This is a genomic window from Micromonospora sp. SD19 (genome assembly GCF_054462275.1).
This window is the reverse complement of the sequence record NZ_JBTLMN010000001.1, coordinates 917,860-934,882: the sequence shown is the minus strand read 5'-3', so window position 1 is coordinate 934,882 and position 17,023 is coordinate 917,860. Positions and strand designations below refer to the sequence as shown.

The following is a 17,023-nucleotide window of genomic DNA, read 5'->3' as shown; positions in this document are numbered from 1 at the left end:
CCTGAGATTGGCCGATGCTCGCATACTGACGCATCGTGGTAGCCACCGGCGGCTACCACGATGACTCGGAACAACGGCGTCCGCGCCAATGGCGCGGTGGGACATGCCGACGGCGACGGGTTCCTGGTTCAGCAACTCGACGCCGTCAGGCACGTCCGTGACGCGGCACCGTCAGTTCTGCAGTGCGGGGCGGCCAGGCGCGACGTACTGCCACCCGGCCTGCTGCCACTCCTCGGCGTTGAGCAGGTGCCGCCCGTCCACGATGTTGCGGCTCTTGACCTCCTTGCCCAGCACCCGTGGGTCGAGGGTGGCGAACTCCTGCCAGTCGGTCAACAGGGCCACCGCGTCGGCGCCGCGGGCCGCGTCGAGCGGGCTGGTGGTGTAGGTCAGGTGGGGGAAGGCACGCCGCGCGTTCCCCATCGCCCGCGGGTCGTAGACAGCGGCGACACCGCCCTCACGGCTGATCAGCTCAGCCACGTACAGCGCGGGCGAGTCGCGGATGTCGTCGGTGTTGGGCTTGAAGGCGGCGCCGAGCACCGCCACCCGCCGTCCGCTGAACCCGCCGCCGCACTGCTTGCGGAGCAACTCCACCACCCGGTCGCGGCACCGCAGGTTCACCGCGTCGACCTCGGCCAGGAAGGCCAGGGCGTGGCCGACGCCGAGGTCGTGGGCGCGGGCCCGGAAGGCCCGGATGTCCTTCGAGATGCAGCCGCCGCCGAAGCCGAGGCCGGCCTTGAGGAACTGCTCGCCGATCCGCGGGTCGCGTCCGAGCGCTTCGGCGACGACTGTGACGTCGGCGCCGCTCGCGTCGCAGAACTCGGCGATCGCGTTGATGAAGGAGATCTTCGTGGCCATGAAGGAGTTGGCGGCGGTCTTGATGACTTCGGCGGTGGGCAGATCGGCCACCACCACCGGGACGCCCGCCTCGATCAGCGGCGCGTAGACCTCGCGGAGCACCGCCTCGGCGGACGTGTCGGCCACGCCGAGCACGAGGCGGTCCGGGCGCAGGGTGTCGGCCACCGCCGTACCCTCGCGCAGGAACTCCGGGTTCCAGGCGACCGCCACCTTCTCGCGGTCGGGCGCCAGAACGCGGAGCATCTCGGCCAGGTGAGCCGCGGTGCCGACCGGCACTGTGGACTTGCCGACGACCAGGCACCCGTCCGCCAGCGACGGTGCCAGACCCTCGATGGCCGCGTGCAGGTGGCTGAGGTCGGCTGCGCTGGTGTCACTGCGCTGCGGCGTGCCCACGCAGATGAAGTGCACGTCGGCGCTCGCGGCGTCCTCGTACGCGGTGCTGAACCGCAGACGCCCCTCGGCGAGATTGCGGGTGATCAGCTCGTCCAGCCCAGGCTCGAAGAACGGCACTCGGCCGTCCGCCAGCGCGGCGATCTTTTCCGGGTCGATGTCAATCCCGATGACCTGGTGCCCCAACTCGGCCATACCGGCGGCGTGTGTGACACCGAGATACCCGCAGCCCAGCACGGAGATCGTAAGCACTGTGCCTCCTAATTCCAGTCCGCTGATGGTTTGCTGGCGGCCGCTGCCGTCCGCCGTAGGCCTTCTTTGAGGGCGACCTGTGGCCGCCAGCCCAGTTCCCGCTCGGCTCGAGTGATGTCGGGGCAGCGCTGCCGAGGGTCGTCCTCGTCGGCCTCGATGAACTTCAGCGGTGAGCGGCTGCCCGTCACCTCGAGGATCATCTGAGCCAGGTCGCGGATGGTGACCTCGTGGACGTTGCCGATGTTGACCGGTTGCCCGTAGTCGCTCTCCGCGATCGCCAACAGGCCTCGCGCGGTGTCCTCGGCGTAGCAGGGCGAACGCGTCTGGTTGCCGTCGCCGTGGATCGTCAGGGGGACGCCGTCGAGGGCCTGGGCGATGAAGCCGGAGATCACCCGACCGTCCGGGCGCATCCGCGGGCCGTAGCTGTTGAAGATGCGCGCGATACCCACGCTCACGTCGTGCTTCTTGCCGTAGGCAGTGGTGAATGCCTCGGCGAACCGCTTCGCCTCGTCGTAGACGGATCGCGCGCCGATCGGGTTGACGTTGCCCCAGTACTCTTCGTCCTGCGGATGCTTCAGCGGGTCGCCGTACACCTCCGAGGTGGAGGCCAGCACGAAGCGGGCTCCGCATCGGTGGGCGATGCGCAGCGCGTTGTGGGTGCCGTAGCTACCGACGAGCATGGTCTCGATCGGCAGCCGATAGAATTCGGGAATCGACGCCGGCGACGCCAGGTGCATCACCAGGTCGACCGATCCCGGCGTGTCGAATTCCTCGGAGACATCCGCCTCCACGAGCGTGAAACCCGGTCGGCTCATCAGGTGCTCGATATAGCTACGGTGCCCGGTGGAGAAATTGTCGACGCCAATCACCTCCACGCCGGCGGAGAGGAGCTGCTCGCAGACGTACGAGCCGAGAAATCCTCCACCGCCGGTCACCAAGGCTCGTCGGAATCTGCTGGATTGCGACACGGGAACCTCCAATCCCTGTCGAAAGTGGGTTGGACCTCGGCTACGCGGAGCCTTATCGCACCGCCGCGTCAATGCTGCGACGGCTGAGCCCACTCTCCGGTGGGATGAACGTACTGTCGGCCGGGTACTCTGCACGCGGCTCGACCAGCACTCAACGGGCCCGCACGCCTACCGTTGCGACGGACTGGCGCTACCTCAGACAGCGGGCGGAAGAACAGCTTGTTCGCGCACGTCGTGCCGGCCGGCCGCCTCGTCGCGAATCTGCCCGAGTAGCTCGTCGGCCTCCAGGCGACCCAGCAGTGCGTGGAACTGGTCGAAGATCCCGAGCGCCTGGGAGGCCCACTCCAGTGCGGAGGAGTAGTCCCGTCGAGCCCGGTGCACCCGCGCGAGCGCCAGGCAGAATCGCGCGGTGGCGAGCCGGTCGCCGTTTCGGCGGGCGATCGCGTACCCGTGGTTCAGTGTCACCGCCGCCTGGTGATGCTGGTGTTGCCGCAGTTTCACGAGACCGAGCCCGTGCAGCACGTGCGCCTCGCCTGCCCGGTCGTGGCCGCCGCGTACCAGCTTCAGGGCCTTGGTCAGCTCTTCCTCGGCCCGGGTCAGGTCGCCGTCCTCGAAGTGCAGTTCACCCAGCCGATGCAGCACCATCGCCTGGACACGGGTGCTGTTGACCTCGGTCACCTTCCGCAGCGCCTCAGCCAGCAGCTCGGCGGCGGAGCCGCGCTCGCTCCATTCCAGCTTGATGCGCGCCATGCCGCTGAGGATGTGCGCGGTGCCCGCCGCGTCCCCGAGCGGATGCAACGCGGCAAGTGCCTCGCTGTAGCGCGCCCACGCTTGATCGAGGTCACCGTGCACCCGGTCGAGGAAGGCCAGGTGCCGCAGGGCGAGGGCGCGGCCGCGCGCCTCGCCGATCTCGTCAAACACCTCAAGCGCCTGGGTCAGCCGGGCGCGCGCGTCGTCGAAGCGCTGCTCGACGATGTCCACCGCGCCCAGCGAGTACAGCATCGCGGCAGTGCCGAGTCGGTCGTCAGCCTGCCGCGCGGTGAGCAGGGCGATTTCGTGCGTCGCTCGCCAGTCGTCGAGGTAGCTGCCGGTCTCGAAGAGCGCCACCATCGTGATCGCCAGGTCCCAGCAGTAGTCGGGAGCACCGGCCTGGGATGCCTGACCCACCGCGGCCACCGCGGCGGCTCGTTCGTTCTCGAACCACATCAGCGGATCGCGCAGGAGGTCGTGGACGAGGTGTCGTGGCAGACTCCAACGCTCCGCCCTGCTGTGAATCACGGTGTAGTCGCCGCCGTACAGGATGCGGTGCGCCTCGTCGGCGAGGAACAGCCACGCACCGAGGAGACGCCGAGCGGCCTCCAGCCGGACCGGCGCGGTCTCCTCGGCCGCGAGCCGCTCACGGGCGTAGACCCGAACCAGGTCGTGCAGCCGGTAGCGGGTATCGACGCCGAATCCACCCACGACCTCCAGCAGCTGCGCGTCCACCAGCGCGTCGAGCGTGTCGGACGCGGTGGCCACGTCGATGTCGAGCAGCGGCGCCGCGGTCCAGCTCGGGAAGTCGTGGGTCTCGAGCAGGCCGAGCCGCCGCAACAGCCGTTGCGCCTGCTCGTCGAGGCCCTCGTAGCTGATCGCGATGTTGGTTCGCACATCCAGGCCGCCGTGCGCCAGCTCGTCCAGACGCCGGCCCTCGTCCTCAAGTCGCTCGGTCAGCTGCGCCATCCGCCAGTGCGGACGGGCGATCAGCCTCGCGGCCGCGATCCGCAGCGCCAGCGGCAACCGACCGCACAGCTCGACCAGGCGTAGGGCCTCGCGCGGTTCGGCGGAGGCCCGTTCGGAGCCGACCATCCGGGTCAGCAGTTCGACGGCGTCGCGCTGTTCGAGTGCGCTCACCTCGACGAGCCGGGAGCCGGGGATGCCGGCCAGGCGGCGCCGGCTGGTCACGATCACACCGCAGCTGGGGCTGCCCGGCAGGAGCGGGTAGACCTGTCGCTCGTCGACGACGTCGTCCAGGACGATCAGCACCCGGGACGCGGCGATCTGGCTCCGAAAGGTCGCCGCGCGCGCCTCAAGCCCTTCGGGTATCGAGGACCCGGGCATGCCGAGCGCGCGGAGAAAACCGTCGAGGATCTGGGAAACACCGCCGCTGTGTGACCGCTCCGGACCCAACCGGGTGAACAGCAGCCCGTCCGAGAATTCGCCGGCCAACTCGTGGGCCAGGTGCACGGCGAGGGTCGTCTTTCCCGCGCCGCCGCGGCCGGTGATGGTCAGGACCGGCACGGAGTCGTGGTCGGAATGACCGCTGCCATAGCGCAAGAAGTCGCCCAACTCGGTCACGAGCTCGCCGTACCCGGTGAAGTCAGGTATGTCGGCCGGAGCCATTCGGGGCACCGGGGGCGCCGGCTCGATCGGATTCGGCCATTCCTGCTCCACTGCCGGGCCGGGCTCGAGGTCTCCGTTGAGGATGGCCCGCTCCAACAGCCGGAGCGGCTCACTCGGCTCCAACCCGAGGTCGTCGATCGAGGCCTGCCGCGCCGACCGGTATGCCGCCAGCGCCTCCGCCTGCCGGCCGGCCCGGTAGAGCGCGGTGATCAGCTGTTGCCACAGCCGTTCCCGCAGCGGGTGCTCGGTGACGAGCGCCATCAGTTCGTCAATGGTCTCGCGATGCCGGCCGAGGTGCAGCTCCAGTTCGAGGCAGTCCTCGACGACGGCGAGCCGTCGCTCGGCGATCCGGGTTGCCGCCGCCTCGACCAGCCGGCTGTCCACGCCGCTGAGCGGAGCCCCGCGGTACAGCGCCAGGGCCTGCCGAAAACCCGACGCGGCATCTTCCAGCCGTTGCTCCCGCAGCGCCGTGCGGGCTTCGCTCAGAAGGTCGTTGAAGATGTGCAGGTCCAGCTCACCCTCGGCGATTCTGATCTGGTAGCCGGCCGGGTTGGTGACGATCCGATCGTCGAGACCGGTGCCTCGGAGCGCACGTCGTACCGCCGATATACAGATCTGAATCTGACTTTTGGCTGTCGATGGCGGCGATTCCTCCCATACCGCCTCGATAAGCCGGCCGAGCGGGACCACATTATTGGCCTCCAGTAGCAGCATGGCGAGCACTGTCTGCTGCCGGGAGGCGGTGATGCTGGCGTTCACAACGTGCAAAGGTCCAAGTATGCGGAAAACCTGCAAATTTCCTCCCCGTCGACAAGCTTCCTCCCCGTCGACAACGACACATCGCCAGCCCAACGGCACCCCCCGGAGCCGGCCGGATGATCGTTTGACGCCCCGCATAGGAGAACGTTTTACATGGTAGCGAAGCATGCAGGCGGGCACCAGGCGAGATTCGGGATCGCCGATGTTTCAGAGCGTCTATGAGATGACGTGTTGGCCAGGCGCAGGTGAACGTACGACACGGCGATTCGACGGGTCATGCGGGCCGCACCAGCCCGACGGGCGTGAAGTCAACGTGCACCCGATGGCGCGCGCAGTTCCGAGCGAGCAGACGACGGCGGGCGCGTCACGCCGGGGCTCGCTCGGCGATCGTGAGTGGGGCGGCGAAGTCCCGCGAGGCCGAGGGCTCGCGGCCGCCAAGCTTTTCTCGGGGTCGCCGCCGCCGCTCTCCCTCGCAACCGGGACGGCGGGTCAGCGCGCGGAAAACGCCCCGGTCGACGCTGATCCAGCACCGTCGGGCCCAGGGGCAACCATGCGGCGCAGACACCGCGCCATCCCGCCGGCGGCGCCAGACCACGCACACCATCCACTGATGGCCCGCTCAGCCCGCTCCCGCCGGCGCGCTATGCACGTTCTCCGTAGACGGCGAAACCCGCAGCGTTGAGGTATACGGCCATCCGCAGGTCGAGCTCGATCTCGCGTACCTGGATGGACACCGAGAAGTCGCGGTATTCCGCGACAGTCCCGAGGCCGGCGAAGTAACTGGAGGGATCGAACGTGAGCTGATGGGCGCCGCGCTTCACCTGAAGCTCCTCCAGCGCCGGCAGTCGGCCGTCATTTGCCGTGAACCCGGACATCAATGGTGCCCAGCCTCGATCATCGCGGCTGTGCAGCCGCACCAGCACGCCCGGGACAGGTCTGCCCGACGCGCCATCAATAATGCGAACACCAATCATTTGACATCCAAGTCCCTCCATTTATGGCAGCGGCTCGCGTGAGCTTACAGCTGACCGCTTTCATCCCGCTATCAAGTCGGCAAGCGCTTTCGCCATCTTGCGCTAAGCGCATCGAGGACGGATCGACAGCCATCAGATATCAGGTCGACAGCGGACGCTGGTGGACTCGGTCCGTAGCCGAGATCGAAGGGGGAGCGAGATTATGAGCCGTGATACCAACTGGGGCTGACGACTTGGGCCGGGCGCCCACAACGAGAGGTGGTCCCTCGAGTCGGAAACCGATTCGAGGGACCACCTTCATGCTGCGCGGGACACGCCTAGAGGTCAGAGACCGCCCTCCGGACAGCCCTCGACAGCACCCGTTCGATCAGCGGGTCGAGGATCCGGTCATATATCGGCACCCCGACGTCGTACGTCAGCTCGAAGAGCACCTCACAGCCCTCGGCCGCGGGGATTGTCCGCCACACGCCGGACAGGCTGCGGAAATCGCCATCGGTCTGGGTGAACGAGATACGGCGCTCGCTCGGTGCCGGCTCGGACCGCTGCCGCCAGTGAATCGCCCCACCGCGGAACGGCACCGTCCACTCATCGTCGAACTGCCTGATCCGATCGAACGCGGCATCCGCCGACACCGCGCTTCCGGCTGTCACCCGAATCGTCCTCATGAGCCGCTCCTCAGTGAGACCGCCTGCAGATGCGTCGTCCGGATCATCATGTAGCTGGCTTCGCCGAAGACGCCGCCGGTGAGGCCGGTGCCGCCGTGCGAGGGCAGGTACGGGAAGAAGCCGGAGTGCGATTCGTCGTTCACCTTGATGACGCCGCCGTTGGTCACGCCACCCACGAAGCGCTCCACCACCGCTTCGTCAGCCGACCAGAACGAGTTGCGCAGGCCGTACGCGTTGGTGTTGACGAAGTCGAGCACATCCTCGAGCAGCGCGTCGTCACTGCGGCCCGGCTCGGGAACCACCACCGGTAGCAGCGGGAAGAACGTCTCGGCGCGGACCACCGACAGCTCGCGGCTGCGCGCCAGGCCGTCGACGCGCACCACAGTCGGTTCCAGGAAGTAGCCGGTGTCGGACGGCGACCCGTCCACCTCCAGCTGGCGTCCGCCGCACACCAGCTGGGCTCCACCGGCCAGTGCCTCCTCGAGCACCGCGAAGAAGCTCCGCTGGGCCAGAACCGGGGTGAGCTCCACGCCCTCGTCGTCGGGGTAGCCGGGTCGGATCTGCCCGGCGGCGACCCGGAGCCGGTCAAGCAGCTCGTCGGCGATCGCCGGATGCGCCACGACCTGGTTGGGCACGTTGCAGATCTGCCCCGAGGCGTTGAACGCCTCGGTCAGCGCGCGGACCGCCACGTCGAGATCAGCATCCCGCCAGACCACTGCGCAGTCGTTGCCGGCCAGCTCCAGGATGGGCTTCTTGCCGGCGGCGATGCAGTCGTTCTGGAAGGCCAGCCCCTTCTCGCTGCCGCCGAAGTAGATGATGTCGTTGACGTGCGGGCTGGCCAGCCAGTCGTCGAGCATCGGCGGTCCGCACACGACGTTGACGGTGCCCGGTGGCGCACCCACCTCGTCGAGGGCCGGGGCGATGATCTCCCGGATCGCGTACATCACGCCCAGCGGCAGACTGCGCGGCGCCCGGATCACCACGGTGTTGCCGGAGAGCAGGGCGGCAGCGCCGTAGATGGCGTTCGAGTGCGGCGCGTTCTGCGGCGGCGCCACGCAGACGACCCCGTCCGGACGGCGGCGCACCACGATCCGCCTGCCCTCGTGTGAGAACTCGCGGTGCAGCAGCTCGGCGCACCACGAGAGGGTCTGCTCGCTGAAGATGTGCAGCAACCCGTCGATCTCGGCGTACGACGGGGTGCGCGGCCGCCCCTCGGCGACCATCAGCTCCACGAACTCCTCGCGGGTCGCGACGAGCCGCCGGCGGATCGCCTCGCCCAGACGCAGCCGGGTACGCAGCGGCGTCCTGCCCCACTCCGGCTGGGCGGCGGCCGCCGCGGCCAACGCCTGCTGGACGGTCTGCGGGTCGGCCAACGCGCATCGTCCGACAACGCGCGGGTCGTCCTCGGCACCGGACTCACCGGCCTCCAGCCGCCGCTTCAGGCTCAACGCACCGAAGGTGTCCTCCAGCGCCGCGCGCGCCGAGATGCCGTAGACATGCCGGTCCGACTCGACGTCCTTGCCGGCCACATAGGACGGGAAGGTTCTCATGGCGCGTACTCCCGCCCGAGCAGTTCCCGTGCGACCACCAGCTTGGTGGCGTTGGCGGTGCCGTCGGCGAGCTGCGTGCCGATCAGGTCCCGGAGCCGCTGGGCGATCGGCTGCTCCTCGCTGTAACCGAAGTGACCGAGCGTCAGCAACGCCTGGTGCGTCGCCTCGACGGCCACCTTCGGCGCCCACCACTTGGCCATGTTCGCCGCCAGACGGTGCTCCAGCCCGGCGTCGTTGCGCCACAGCGCCTCGTACGCGACGAGCCGGGCCGCGTGCAGATAGGTGGCGCACTCCGCGAGCGGGAAGGCGATGCCCTGGAACTGGCCGAGCGGCTTCTCGAACGCCCGCCGGTGCTGAGCGTGCGAGATGGCGTCGTCCAGCGCGGCCTGTGCCACGCTGACCGCCATGAGCGCGATGAGCGCCCGCGAGTAGTCGAAGCCGCGCATGCCCTGGGCGAAGCCGAGTCCGGTTTCGCCGACCACGTCCGACACCTGGACCGGCAGGCCGTCGAAGACCAGAGTTGATCGGCCGCCGGACCGGCTGCCCAGGTCACGCAGGGTTGACCGCACGACGTGCTGGTCGTCCAACCGGGCGTAGAAGGCGGTGACCCCACGGGCACGTGGCGCGTCGCTGGTACGTGCAAAGATCATCCCGTGGGTGGCGTACGCCCCCAGCATGATCGAGGTCTTCTCGCCGACGAGCCGCCAGTCGTGCGGACCGTTCGGCTCGGCTCGCAGCTTGACGGCGGCCGCGTCGGTCCCGTGGCTGGGCTCGGTCATGCAGAACGCCACCACGGCGTCCCCGCGAGCGATCGCCGGCAGCCAGCGCGCGCGTTGCTCCGGGGTCCCGTTGGCGGTGATGATGCCGGCCACCAGGGCGGCGTTCAGCACCGGGTAGCACGCGGTGAGGTCGCCGCGGGCCAACTCCTCCAGGGCGACGCCGGTGCTGACCGCGTCCAACCCCAGCCCGCCGTACTCGACCGGGACGCGCAGGGCGAACAGGCCCTCGGCGGCCAACTCGGGCAGCAGATCGGGGCGGAACTGTCCCTCCCGGTCGCTGTCCTGATAGAACGGCGTTATTCGCTTCTCGGTGAAGGTGCGCACCCGTTCGGCCAGCGCGCGCTGATCAGCAGTAAGAGAGAAATCCATCACGTCGCCTTCAATCGTTCCCGCAGAACGAACTTCTGGACCTTTCCCGACGGCGTCTTCGGCAGTTCGTCAACCGCACTGATCCGCTCCGGCCAATACGGCTTGGCCATGCCCAGCTCGGTGAGATGGGCACGCAATTCGTCGAGGGAGGGCGCCTCGCCGTCCGGCACGATGACCGCGCACGCCCGTTCCCCGAGCCGTGGGTCCGGATAACCGACGACGGCCGCCTCCCGGATCGCCGGGTGACGCAGCAGCGCTGCCTCCACCTCGACCACTGGCACCTTCTCGGCTCCCCGGACGATGACGTCCTTCAGGCGGCCGACCATGCGGATGCCGCCGTGTCCGTCGTCGCGCGCCAGGTCGCCGGTGTCGAACCACCCGTCGGGTGTCAGCGACTGGCGGTACAGGTTCGGACGGCGGTAGTAGCCCAGGCACTGGTTGTCGCCCCGTACCTGGAGCCGCCCGACCTCACCCTTCTCGACAGGTCTGCCGGTCTTCTCGTCGACGATGCGGATCTCCATGCCGGGCACCGGTGTGCCGTCGCTCTCCGCGGCCCGCATCGGTGGGTCCTCCGGGCGGGTGACAGTGACGCAGCCGTTCTCCGTCATGCCCCAGACGGCGTAGACGCGGCAGCCGAGGACCTCCCGCGCCTCCTCCACGAGGACCGGTGGCACCGGCGCGCTGCCGGTGCCGAACGCCTTGAGGGCGCCGACGTCCCGCCCACTGCGTCGCTGCTCGTGGATCAGGTCGCTGAGGAACGTCGGCGCGCCGTAGAAGAACGTCACCCGCTCCGCCTCGAAGATCCGCAGCATCAGCGCCGGATCCCAGGTGTCCAGTTGCACCGCGCTCGCGCCCAGCAGCAGCGGCATGACGAAGTTCCAGGTGTATCCACCCTGCAGGGTGGTGGGCGAGCCCATCGCCGTCACCTCGTCGCTGGTCAGCCCCAGCACCTCGATCTGCCGTTGGTTGATCGCGTAGAGCGTCCGGTGACTGTGCATGACGCCCTTCGGCTCACCGGTGGTGCCGGAGGTGAACATGACCTGGGCCAGGTCGTCGGGGCCGGCTTCGCGGCCGTCCAGCTCACCGGGCGGCACCTCGTCTTCCCAGGCCCGGTTGAGCAGGTCGGCGTCGAAGTCGAGGGCACCCGGAGTGCTCGGCTCACCGATGAGGACGCGATGGCGGAGGGAGGGCACCGCCGCCGCCACCTCCGCGCTCATCTCGTCGTACGAGAAGCCACGGTAGGAGGCCGCCCCCACGTACACCGGGCTCTCGGTGAGCCGGGTCATGAATTCCAGCTCACGCCGGCGCATAATCGGCGCCACCGGACCGGCGACGGCGCCGATCCGCGCGCAGGCGAGGGCGAGGGCCACGAGCTGCCACGAGTTGGGCAGTTGCAGCGTCACCACCTCGCCGCGCCGGACGCCGAGCTTCGCCAGCCCGGCCGCCAACCGCTCGACCGTCGCACCCAACTGTGCGTAGGTCAGCCGTTCGGTCGCCCGGCCATCGGCGTGCCAGCAGATCACCGCCGACCGCTGCGGATGCCGGGCCACGGCCTCCCGGAGATGGTCGAGCATGGTCCTGTCGTCGTGCGGTCCGGCGGGTTGGAGTAGCCGGACCGCCGTACTTGTCTCTGTGGTCACGCCGTCCTCCGAACGTTAGACGCTGGCCGGGGCGAACTGGTCGAGCTGACCGATCGGCCGGGTCGGCTGCCAGCTGCCCGGCACGAGGTGCGCGTTGATCAACTTGCCGTCACCGCGAAGCTCGGAGTAGGACGGGTGCCGCATGTGCAGCAGCGGCTCGTCGAAGGCGTCGTACGCCGCGTCGAAACCGAAGCGGTAGTTGAACTCGATGTCCTCGCCGCCCCAGCCCTGGAAGCGCTCGTCCATGCCGCCGGTCCGGTAGTACAGCTCGGCACGGGCGAAGAAGCACAGCCCCGGACCACGGCGCAGCGTGAAGGCGCGCAGCCGCCGCGGGTCGGGCGCCGCCGCGCCGCCGTGCAGCCGCTCGCGGATCGCCCGCCAGGTGGCGGGGTAGTCCATCGCCACCATGTCCCGGTACGGCAGGTGCCCCATCGTGCCGGGTTCGCGCATGCGGTCGACGTTGCGCGCCAGGAAGTCACGGTCGGCCAGCACGTCGGCGTCCATGTGGCAGATGATCTCGGTGTCTCCGGGCGTGTTCGCGACGCCGACGTTCATCGCCCAGGACTTGTTGAACACCCCACTCTTGGGGGCGAAGATGTAGTTGTCGGCGAAGCGGCTGATCACGTCACGCCAGCGGGACTGCTCGTCGCTCTCCACGACCGTCACCTGATACTGCTCGCGCGGCAACGACTGGTCACGCAGCGAACGCAGGCACGCCAGGAGGTTGCGCAGCCGCTCGCCGCCGCCCTCCAGCCGGCTGTGGAACGGGATCACCACGAGGACCTCCGGCGCGGCGCCGTCGGGCAGCCGCGGCCCCGGGTCGAACGCGGCCATCTCCTCCACCGTCACCGGGACGGCGTCGCTCGTGTAGTCCTCGTTCAGCACGTGGCCCAGGCGTGAGTTGCACTCCGCACGCCAGCCCAGGTGCATGATGTTGTCGATGGCGGAGTCGCGGCCGTGCCGCTCCGCCAGCGCCGCGTGCAGCGCCCAGTACCGTCGGTGGTCCGTCGGGTCGGCCAGCAGGCTCTCACCCAGCGTGCGGATCGCGTCGGCCCCACACGTCCGGACCGCGTCGACGACCTTGTCCCGCCAGGGCCGGGAGATCTCCCAGTAGTAGAGGCCCGAGGCGGGTGCGTCGGGGTCGGCCGCGACGACGAGGTTGTCAGCGACGGCCTTCGCCAGTACGGCAGGATCGGTCGGCTTCAGATACGACATTATCGCCCCAATTCACGAGAGCTGATTCTGGTCGGGCTTGCCGGCAGTGGCGACGATACTGGGAAACCTCTGCGGGAAAGGCTTCCTCATCGCTACCGGGTTATCGCGACGAAGTACTCAACCGGTCCGGCTGCTCGATACACAGGGGCCGCATTCGGTACTCAGGAGCGCGCTGGCCTCGCGGTTCGTCGATAGGCCGCCCGGGTGATGGTTTGACGAAAGCCGATCGATAGCGACCAATAAGACAGTGGGGTGGTGGATTCCACCGAGGTAACGATCAGGGACCGCCTCCGAGATGTTTTCGCTGGCCGGCACTCAGAGCTGCGGCGCATCTGCGCAGCGACCGACCGGCGCGGATCCGCCGGCATCGCGTTGATCGGCCCGGAAGGCGTGGGCAAGAGCCGGCTGCAGACCGAGGCCGCCCACCGGGCGGACCCGGCGCGACACCACGTCATCCGGGCCGTCACCACCGTGGCGACCGCCAACGTCCCGTTCGGCGCGCTCGCCGAACACCTACCGTCCGGGCTGCTCCGCTCACCGTTCACGGGCGACGCGCTCCGGGTCGCGGCCGAGGCGCTGCTCAAGCCGGCCGGCAAGCGCCGTCTGACGCTTCTCGTGGACGACGCTCCCCTGCTGGACGAGGCATCCGCCGCGCTGGCGGTGCAGCTCGCCCGGCGGGGCGAACTCTTCCTCCTCGCCGCGGTGCGTCCCGACCGGCGGCTGCCGCGCCCGATCGCGGACCTGTGGACCGACGGGCTGGCCGAGTGGATCGAGGTTGGCCCGCTCAGCCGCGACGACGTCCACCAGATCCTCGGTGAGGCGCTGTCCGGCCAGGTGGAAGGTGCTCTGGTTCAGCGGTTCTGGGAGGCCACCGCGGGCAACGCGTTGCTGGTACGCGAGCTGCTGACCGCTCAGTTGGAGGCGAACCGGCTGGTGACCGAGAACGGCATGTGGATGCTTCGTGGCCCGTTCGCCATCCCGTCCTGGCTCACCGGGCTGATCGACGAGCGGCTCGCGGCGGTGTCGCCGGAATGCCGTTCCGCCATGGAGCTCCTCGCCGTCACCGAGCCGATCGGCCCGAACGTGCTCGGCGAGCTGGTCTCCGCTGACGTGCTCGAAGCAGCGGAAGCGCACGGTCTCATCACTATCGAGCGAAGCGGTGGCCAGGACCTCGCCCGCCTGACGTACCCGATCTATGGAGATGTCCTGCGTGCCGTCACGCCGCGTCTGCGCGCGCGACGGTGGCTCGGTCAGTGCGCCAGCCTGATGGAGGCGAGCAGCCACGATCCGGTCGACCTCGCGCGGACCGTACGGTGGCAGCTGGCCTGTGGCCAGCGGCCGTCCCCGGAGAACACTGCGGTCGCCGCCAGGGCCGCACGGTCGGCACTGGATTTCGAGCTCGCCGGGCAGCTGGCCCAGCGCGAGCTGGCCGCCGGTCGGGGAACGGCGGTGATCGAACCGCTCGGCTACGGCCTGCTGTTCGCCGGCCGCCCGGCGGAAGCCGAGTCCGCGCTGTCCGGTCTCGGTCGGCTGGACTGCGACTTCGACCGGGCCCGGGTCGCCATGGTGCGCGCGTTCAACCTCTACTTCGGACTCGACCGGCAGGGGCCCGCCGAGGCGCTGCTGGCGGCGGCGGTCGACGAGGTCGTCGACCCGGTCGCCCGTCGGCGGCTGGTCGCCCGGCAGGCGCTGCTGCGTGCTCTCTCGGACGCCCCGAAGGACGCCCTGGAGTTCGCCGCCGGGGCGCCGGACGAGCCGGAAGCCCAGGTGGCCGCCGGCCTGGCCATGGTCTTCTCCGGCCGCCCACACGAGGGACTCGACCTGCTCGCCGGCGAGTGGCCGGACGAGGCACCGTGGCTCTCCGTTCTCGCCGACCTGGGCACCGTCCACGGCATGCTGTGGACCGCGCAGTTCGCCGATGCGGAGGAGCGGGCCCGCATCAGCTACGAACGGGCGCTCGCCAACCGGTGGCAGTTCGCGACCCTGGTGTCGTGCCTGCTGCGCGGCCTGGTCGCCCGGATGCGGGGGCAGCTGCGGGACCAGGCGTCCTGGTGCCGTGAGGGCATCTCGATCGCCCGTGAGCAGAGGTCGAACAACATGCTGGCGGTGTTGCTGGGGCTGCTCGCGCACAGCTACGCGCTGACCGGCGAACCCGACGCCGCGGCCAGCACGTTGGCCGAGGCCGACCGCTTGGACGGGGTGTCCCTGCGCCTGCTGAGCCCCTGGACGGAACTCAACCGCGCCTGGGTCATCGGCGCCCGGCACGGCGACGCCGCCGCGCACGCGCAGTGGACCGCGCGACTGGCCCGGGACCGGGGTTCGGCAGGTTTCGAGACGCTGGCCCTGCACGACGCGGCGCGCCTGGGCGCTCCGCGACCAGCCGCCGACCGGCTGCGGACGCTCGCGGGCCAGTCCGGGCGACTCCTCGGGAAGTCCTACGCCCTGCACGCCCGGGCGATGGCGGAGGGTGACGCGGCGGCGCTCGCGAAGGCCTCCGCCGACTTCGCCGAAATGGGTAGCCCGCTGCTGGCCGCGGAGGCCGCCGCCGAGGAGTCCGAGCGGCACCGGTCCGATGGCCGCCTGGCCCTGGCGTCCACCGCCGCCGCCCGCGCCCTCATGTTCATGCGCCACTGCGACGAGATCCCCCGCTCGCCCGCGTTGTCAGCGCTGGCGCCGCCACGCCTCACGCCCCGCGAGGGTGAGATCGCCGAGCTCGCCGCCGGAGGGCTGTCCAGCCGCGAGATCGCCCGAACCCTCGTGCTGTCGGTGCGGACGGTGGAGAACCACCTGCACCGGGTCTACCGCAAGCTCGGCATCACCAACCGGGGGGAGCTCGGCGCGCTGAGCGTGCTGCTCACCCGGCCGCAGACCTGAGACTGAGCCACCGCTCAGGTGACCGGAGCCGGTCGCGGTCCGAGCCCGCGGCCGTCCCCACCAGAGGTTTCCTGGTGGGGACGGCCGCGGGCTCGGACGATGTGTCGGGCGTCAGTTGATGACGCCGGCGCCCACCGTGTGATTCGTTTCCTCGTCGATGAGGATGAAGGAGCCGGTGAGCCGATTGCGGGAGTACGGGTCACACAACAGCGGCTGGGTCACCCGCAGCTGGAGCCGGCTGATCTCGTTGCACCGCAACTCGGTGGGATCGGGATCGCGCCGCAGTGTGTTGACGTCGAGCCGGTACTGCAGATCCCGGATGACCGCGCGCACGGTCCGGGTGGTGTGCTTGAGCAGCAGCCGAGCCGGCGGCCGGAGCGCCCGTTCGTTCATCCAGACCACCATGGCGTCGATGTCCTGGACCACGGCCGGCGCGTTGTGCGGCCGGCAGATCATGTCCCCACGGGACACGTCCAGGTCGTCGGCGAGCCGCAGCACCACCGACATCGGCGGCGTGGCCTCATCGACCGGCCCGTCCGGACCGTCAATGGCGGCGACCCGGGTGGTCAGCCCGGAGGGCAGGTGCATGACCTCGTCACCGGGGCGCAGCACCCCGCCGGCGACCTGACCGGCGTAACCGCGGTAGTCGGGGCAGGCACTGGACTGCGGGCGGATCACGTACTGCACCGGGAAGCGGACGTCGACCAGGTTGCGGTCCGAGGCGATGTGCACGTTCTCCAGGTGATGCAGCAGCGAGGTGCCTTCGTACCAGGGCATCTCGGTCGAGCGACTCACCACGTTGTCCCCGTGCAGCGCGCTGATCGGCACGAAGGTGACGTCCCGCGTGGCCATCCTCGTGGTGAACGCCGAGAACTCCGCCCGGATACTGTCGAACACGCCCTGGTCGTACCCGACCAGATCCATCTTGTTGACGCAGACCACCAGGTGCGGCACGCCGAGCAGGCCGAGCAGGAACGTGTGACGCCGGCTCTGCTCGACCATGCCCTTCGTGGCGTCCACCAGGACGATGGCCAGGTCCGCCGTGGAGGCGCCGGTCACCATGTTCCGGGTGTACTGGGCGTGGCCGGGGGTGTCGGCGAGGATGAACTTGCGCTTGGGCGTGGCGAAGTAGCCGTACGCCACGTCGATGGTGATGCCCTGCTCACGTTCCGCCCGCAGGCCGTCCATCAGCAGTGCGAGGTTGGTGTACTCGTCGCCACGCCGACGGCTGACGTCCTCGACCGCGGCGAGCCGGTCGGTGAAGGTGGACTTGGAGTCGTAGAGCAGCCGTCCGATGAGTGTGCTCTTGCCGTCGTCCACCGAGCCGGCGGTGGCGAACCGGAGGATGTCCATG

At 69.6% G+C, this 17,023-nt stretch carries 11 protein-coding genes; 1 reads left to right on the top strand and 10 read right to left on the bottom strand.

What is annotated here, in order from left to right; all coding sequences use genetic code 11:
- Nucleotides 1-171 precede the first annotated feature (171 nt).
- The 9 genes from ACX27O_RS04290 to ACX27O_RS04250 form a co-directional block, all read right to left on the bottom strand.
- On the bottom strand, nt 172-1,497 hold the full coding sequence (locus ACX27O_RS04290) for a UDP-glucose dehydrogenase family protein (protein WP_209444497.1): 1,326 nt from the start codon (nt 1,495-1,497) through the stop codon (nt 172-174).
- A gap of 8 nt (nt 1,498-1,505) precedes the next feature.
- On the bottom strand, nt 1,506-2,465 hold the full coding sequence (locus ACX27O_RS04285) for a GDP-mannose 4,6-dehydratase (protein ID WP_030329290.1): 960 nt from the start codon (nt 2,463-2,465) through the stop codon (nt 1,506-1,508).
- Between the two features lie 195 nt (nt 2,466-2,660).
- On the bottom strand, nt 2,661-5,603 hold the full coding sequence (locus tag ACX27O_RS04280; RefSeq protein WP_051708202.1) for an AfsR/SARP family transcriptional regulator: 2,943 nt from the start codon (nt 5,601-5,603) through the stop codon (nt 2,661-2,663).
- A 641-nt stretch (nt 5,604-6,244) separates the two neighbouring features.
- Entirely contained in the window at nt 6,245-6,577 is a 333-nt protein-coding gene (locus tag ACX27O_RS04275; protein ID WP_167337272.1) for a hydroxyisourate hydrolase, read from the bottom strand.
- A gap of 317 nt (nt 6,578-6,894) precedes the next feature.
- Nucleotides 6,895-7,242 carry a type II toxin-antitoxin system RatA family toxin gene (locus tag ACX27O_RS04270; protein WP_051708203.1) on the bottom strand — a complete coding sequence of 116 codons (348 nt, stop codon included), beginning with the start codon at nt 7,240-7,242 and terminating at the stop codon, nt 6,895-6,897.
- The gene (locus ACX27O_RS04265) at nt 7,239-8,792 is read right to left on the bottom strand and encodes an aldehyde dehydrogenase family protein (RefSeq protein WP_358124565.1); all 1,554 of its coding nucleotides are present in this window, start codon (nt 8,790-8,792) and stop codon (nt 7,239-7,241) included. The genes ACX27O_RS04270 and ACX27O_RS04265 overlap by 4 nt, the downstream gene beginning before the upstream one ends.
- Nucleotides 8,789-9,940, bottom strand: coding sequence for an acyl-CoA dehydrogenase family protein (locus ACX27O_RS04260; RefSeq protein WP_358124562.1), 1,152 nt, complete (start codon nt 9,938-9,940; stop codon nt 8,789-8,791). Before ACX27O_RS04260 ends, ACX27O_RS04265 begins: the two co-directional genes overlap by 4 nt.
- Complete coding sequence (locus tag ACX27O_RS04255; RefSeq protein ID WP_458938971.1) at nt 9,940-11,580, bottom strand: AMP-binding protein; 1,641 nt, start codon at nt 11,578-11,580, stop codon at nt 9,940-9,942. Before ACX27O_RS04255 ends, ACX27O_RS04260 begins: the two co-directional genes overlap by 1 nt.
- A gap of 15 nt (nt 11,581-11,595) precedes the next feature.
- A complete protein-coding gene (locus tag ACX27O_RS04250) occupies nt 11,596-12,795 on the bottom strand; it encodes a glycosyltransferase (protein WP_030329305.1) in 1,200 nt (399 codons plus the stop codon).
- Nucleotides 12,796-13,167: 372 nt separating this feature from the next.
- Between ACX27O_RS04250 and ACX27O_RS04245 the strand changes: the two genes are divergently transcribed.
- Entirely contained in the window at nt 13,168-15,669 is a 2,502-nt protein-coding gene (locus ACX27O_RS04245; RefSeq protein WP_458938970.1) for a LuxR C-terminal-related transcriptional regulator, read from the top strand.
- A 111-nt stretch (nt 15,670-15,780) separates the two neighbouring features.
- Here the strand turns inward: ACX27O_RS04245 and ACX27O_RS04240 are convergent, their stop codons facing one another.
- Nucleotides 15,781-17,022 carry a sulfate adenylyltransferase subunit 1 gene (locus tag ACX27O_RS04240; protein WP_030329308.1) on the bottom strand — a complete coding sequence of 414 codons (1,242 nt, stop codon included), beginning with the start codon at nt 17,020-17,022 and terminating at the stop codon, nt 15,781-15,783.
- Nucleotide 17,023: the final 1 nt, after the last annotated feature.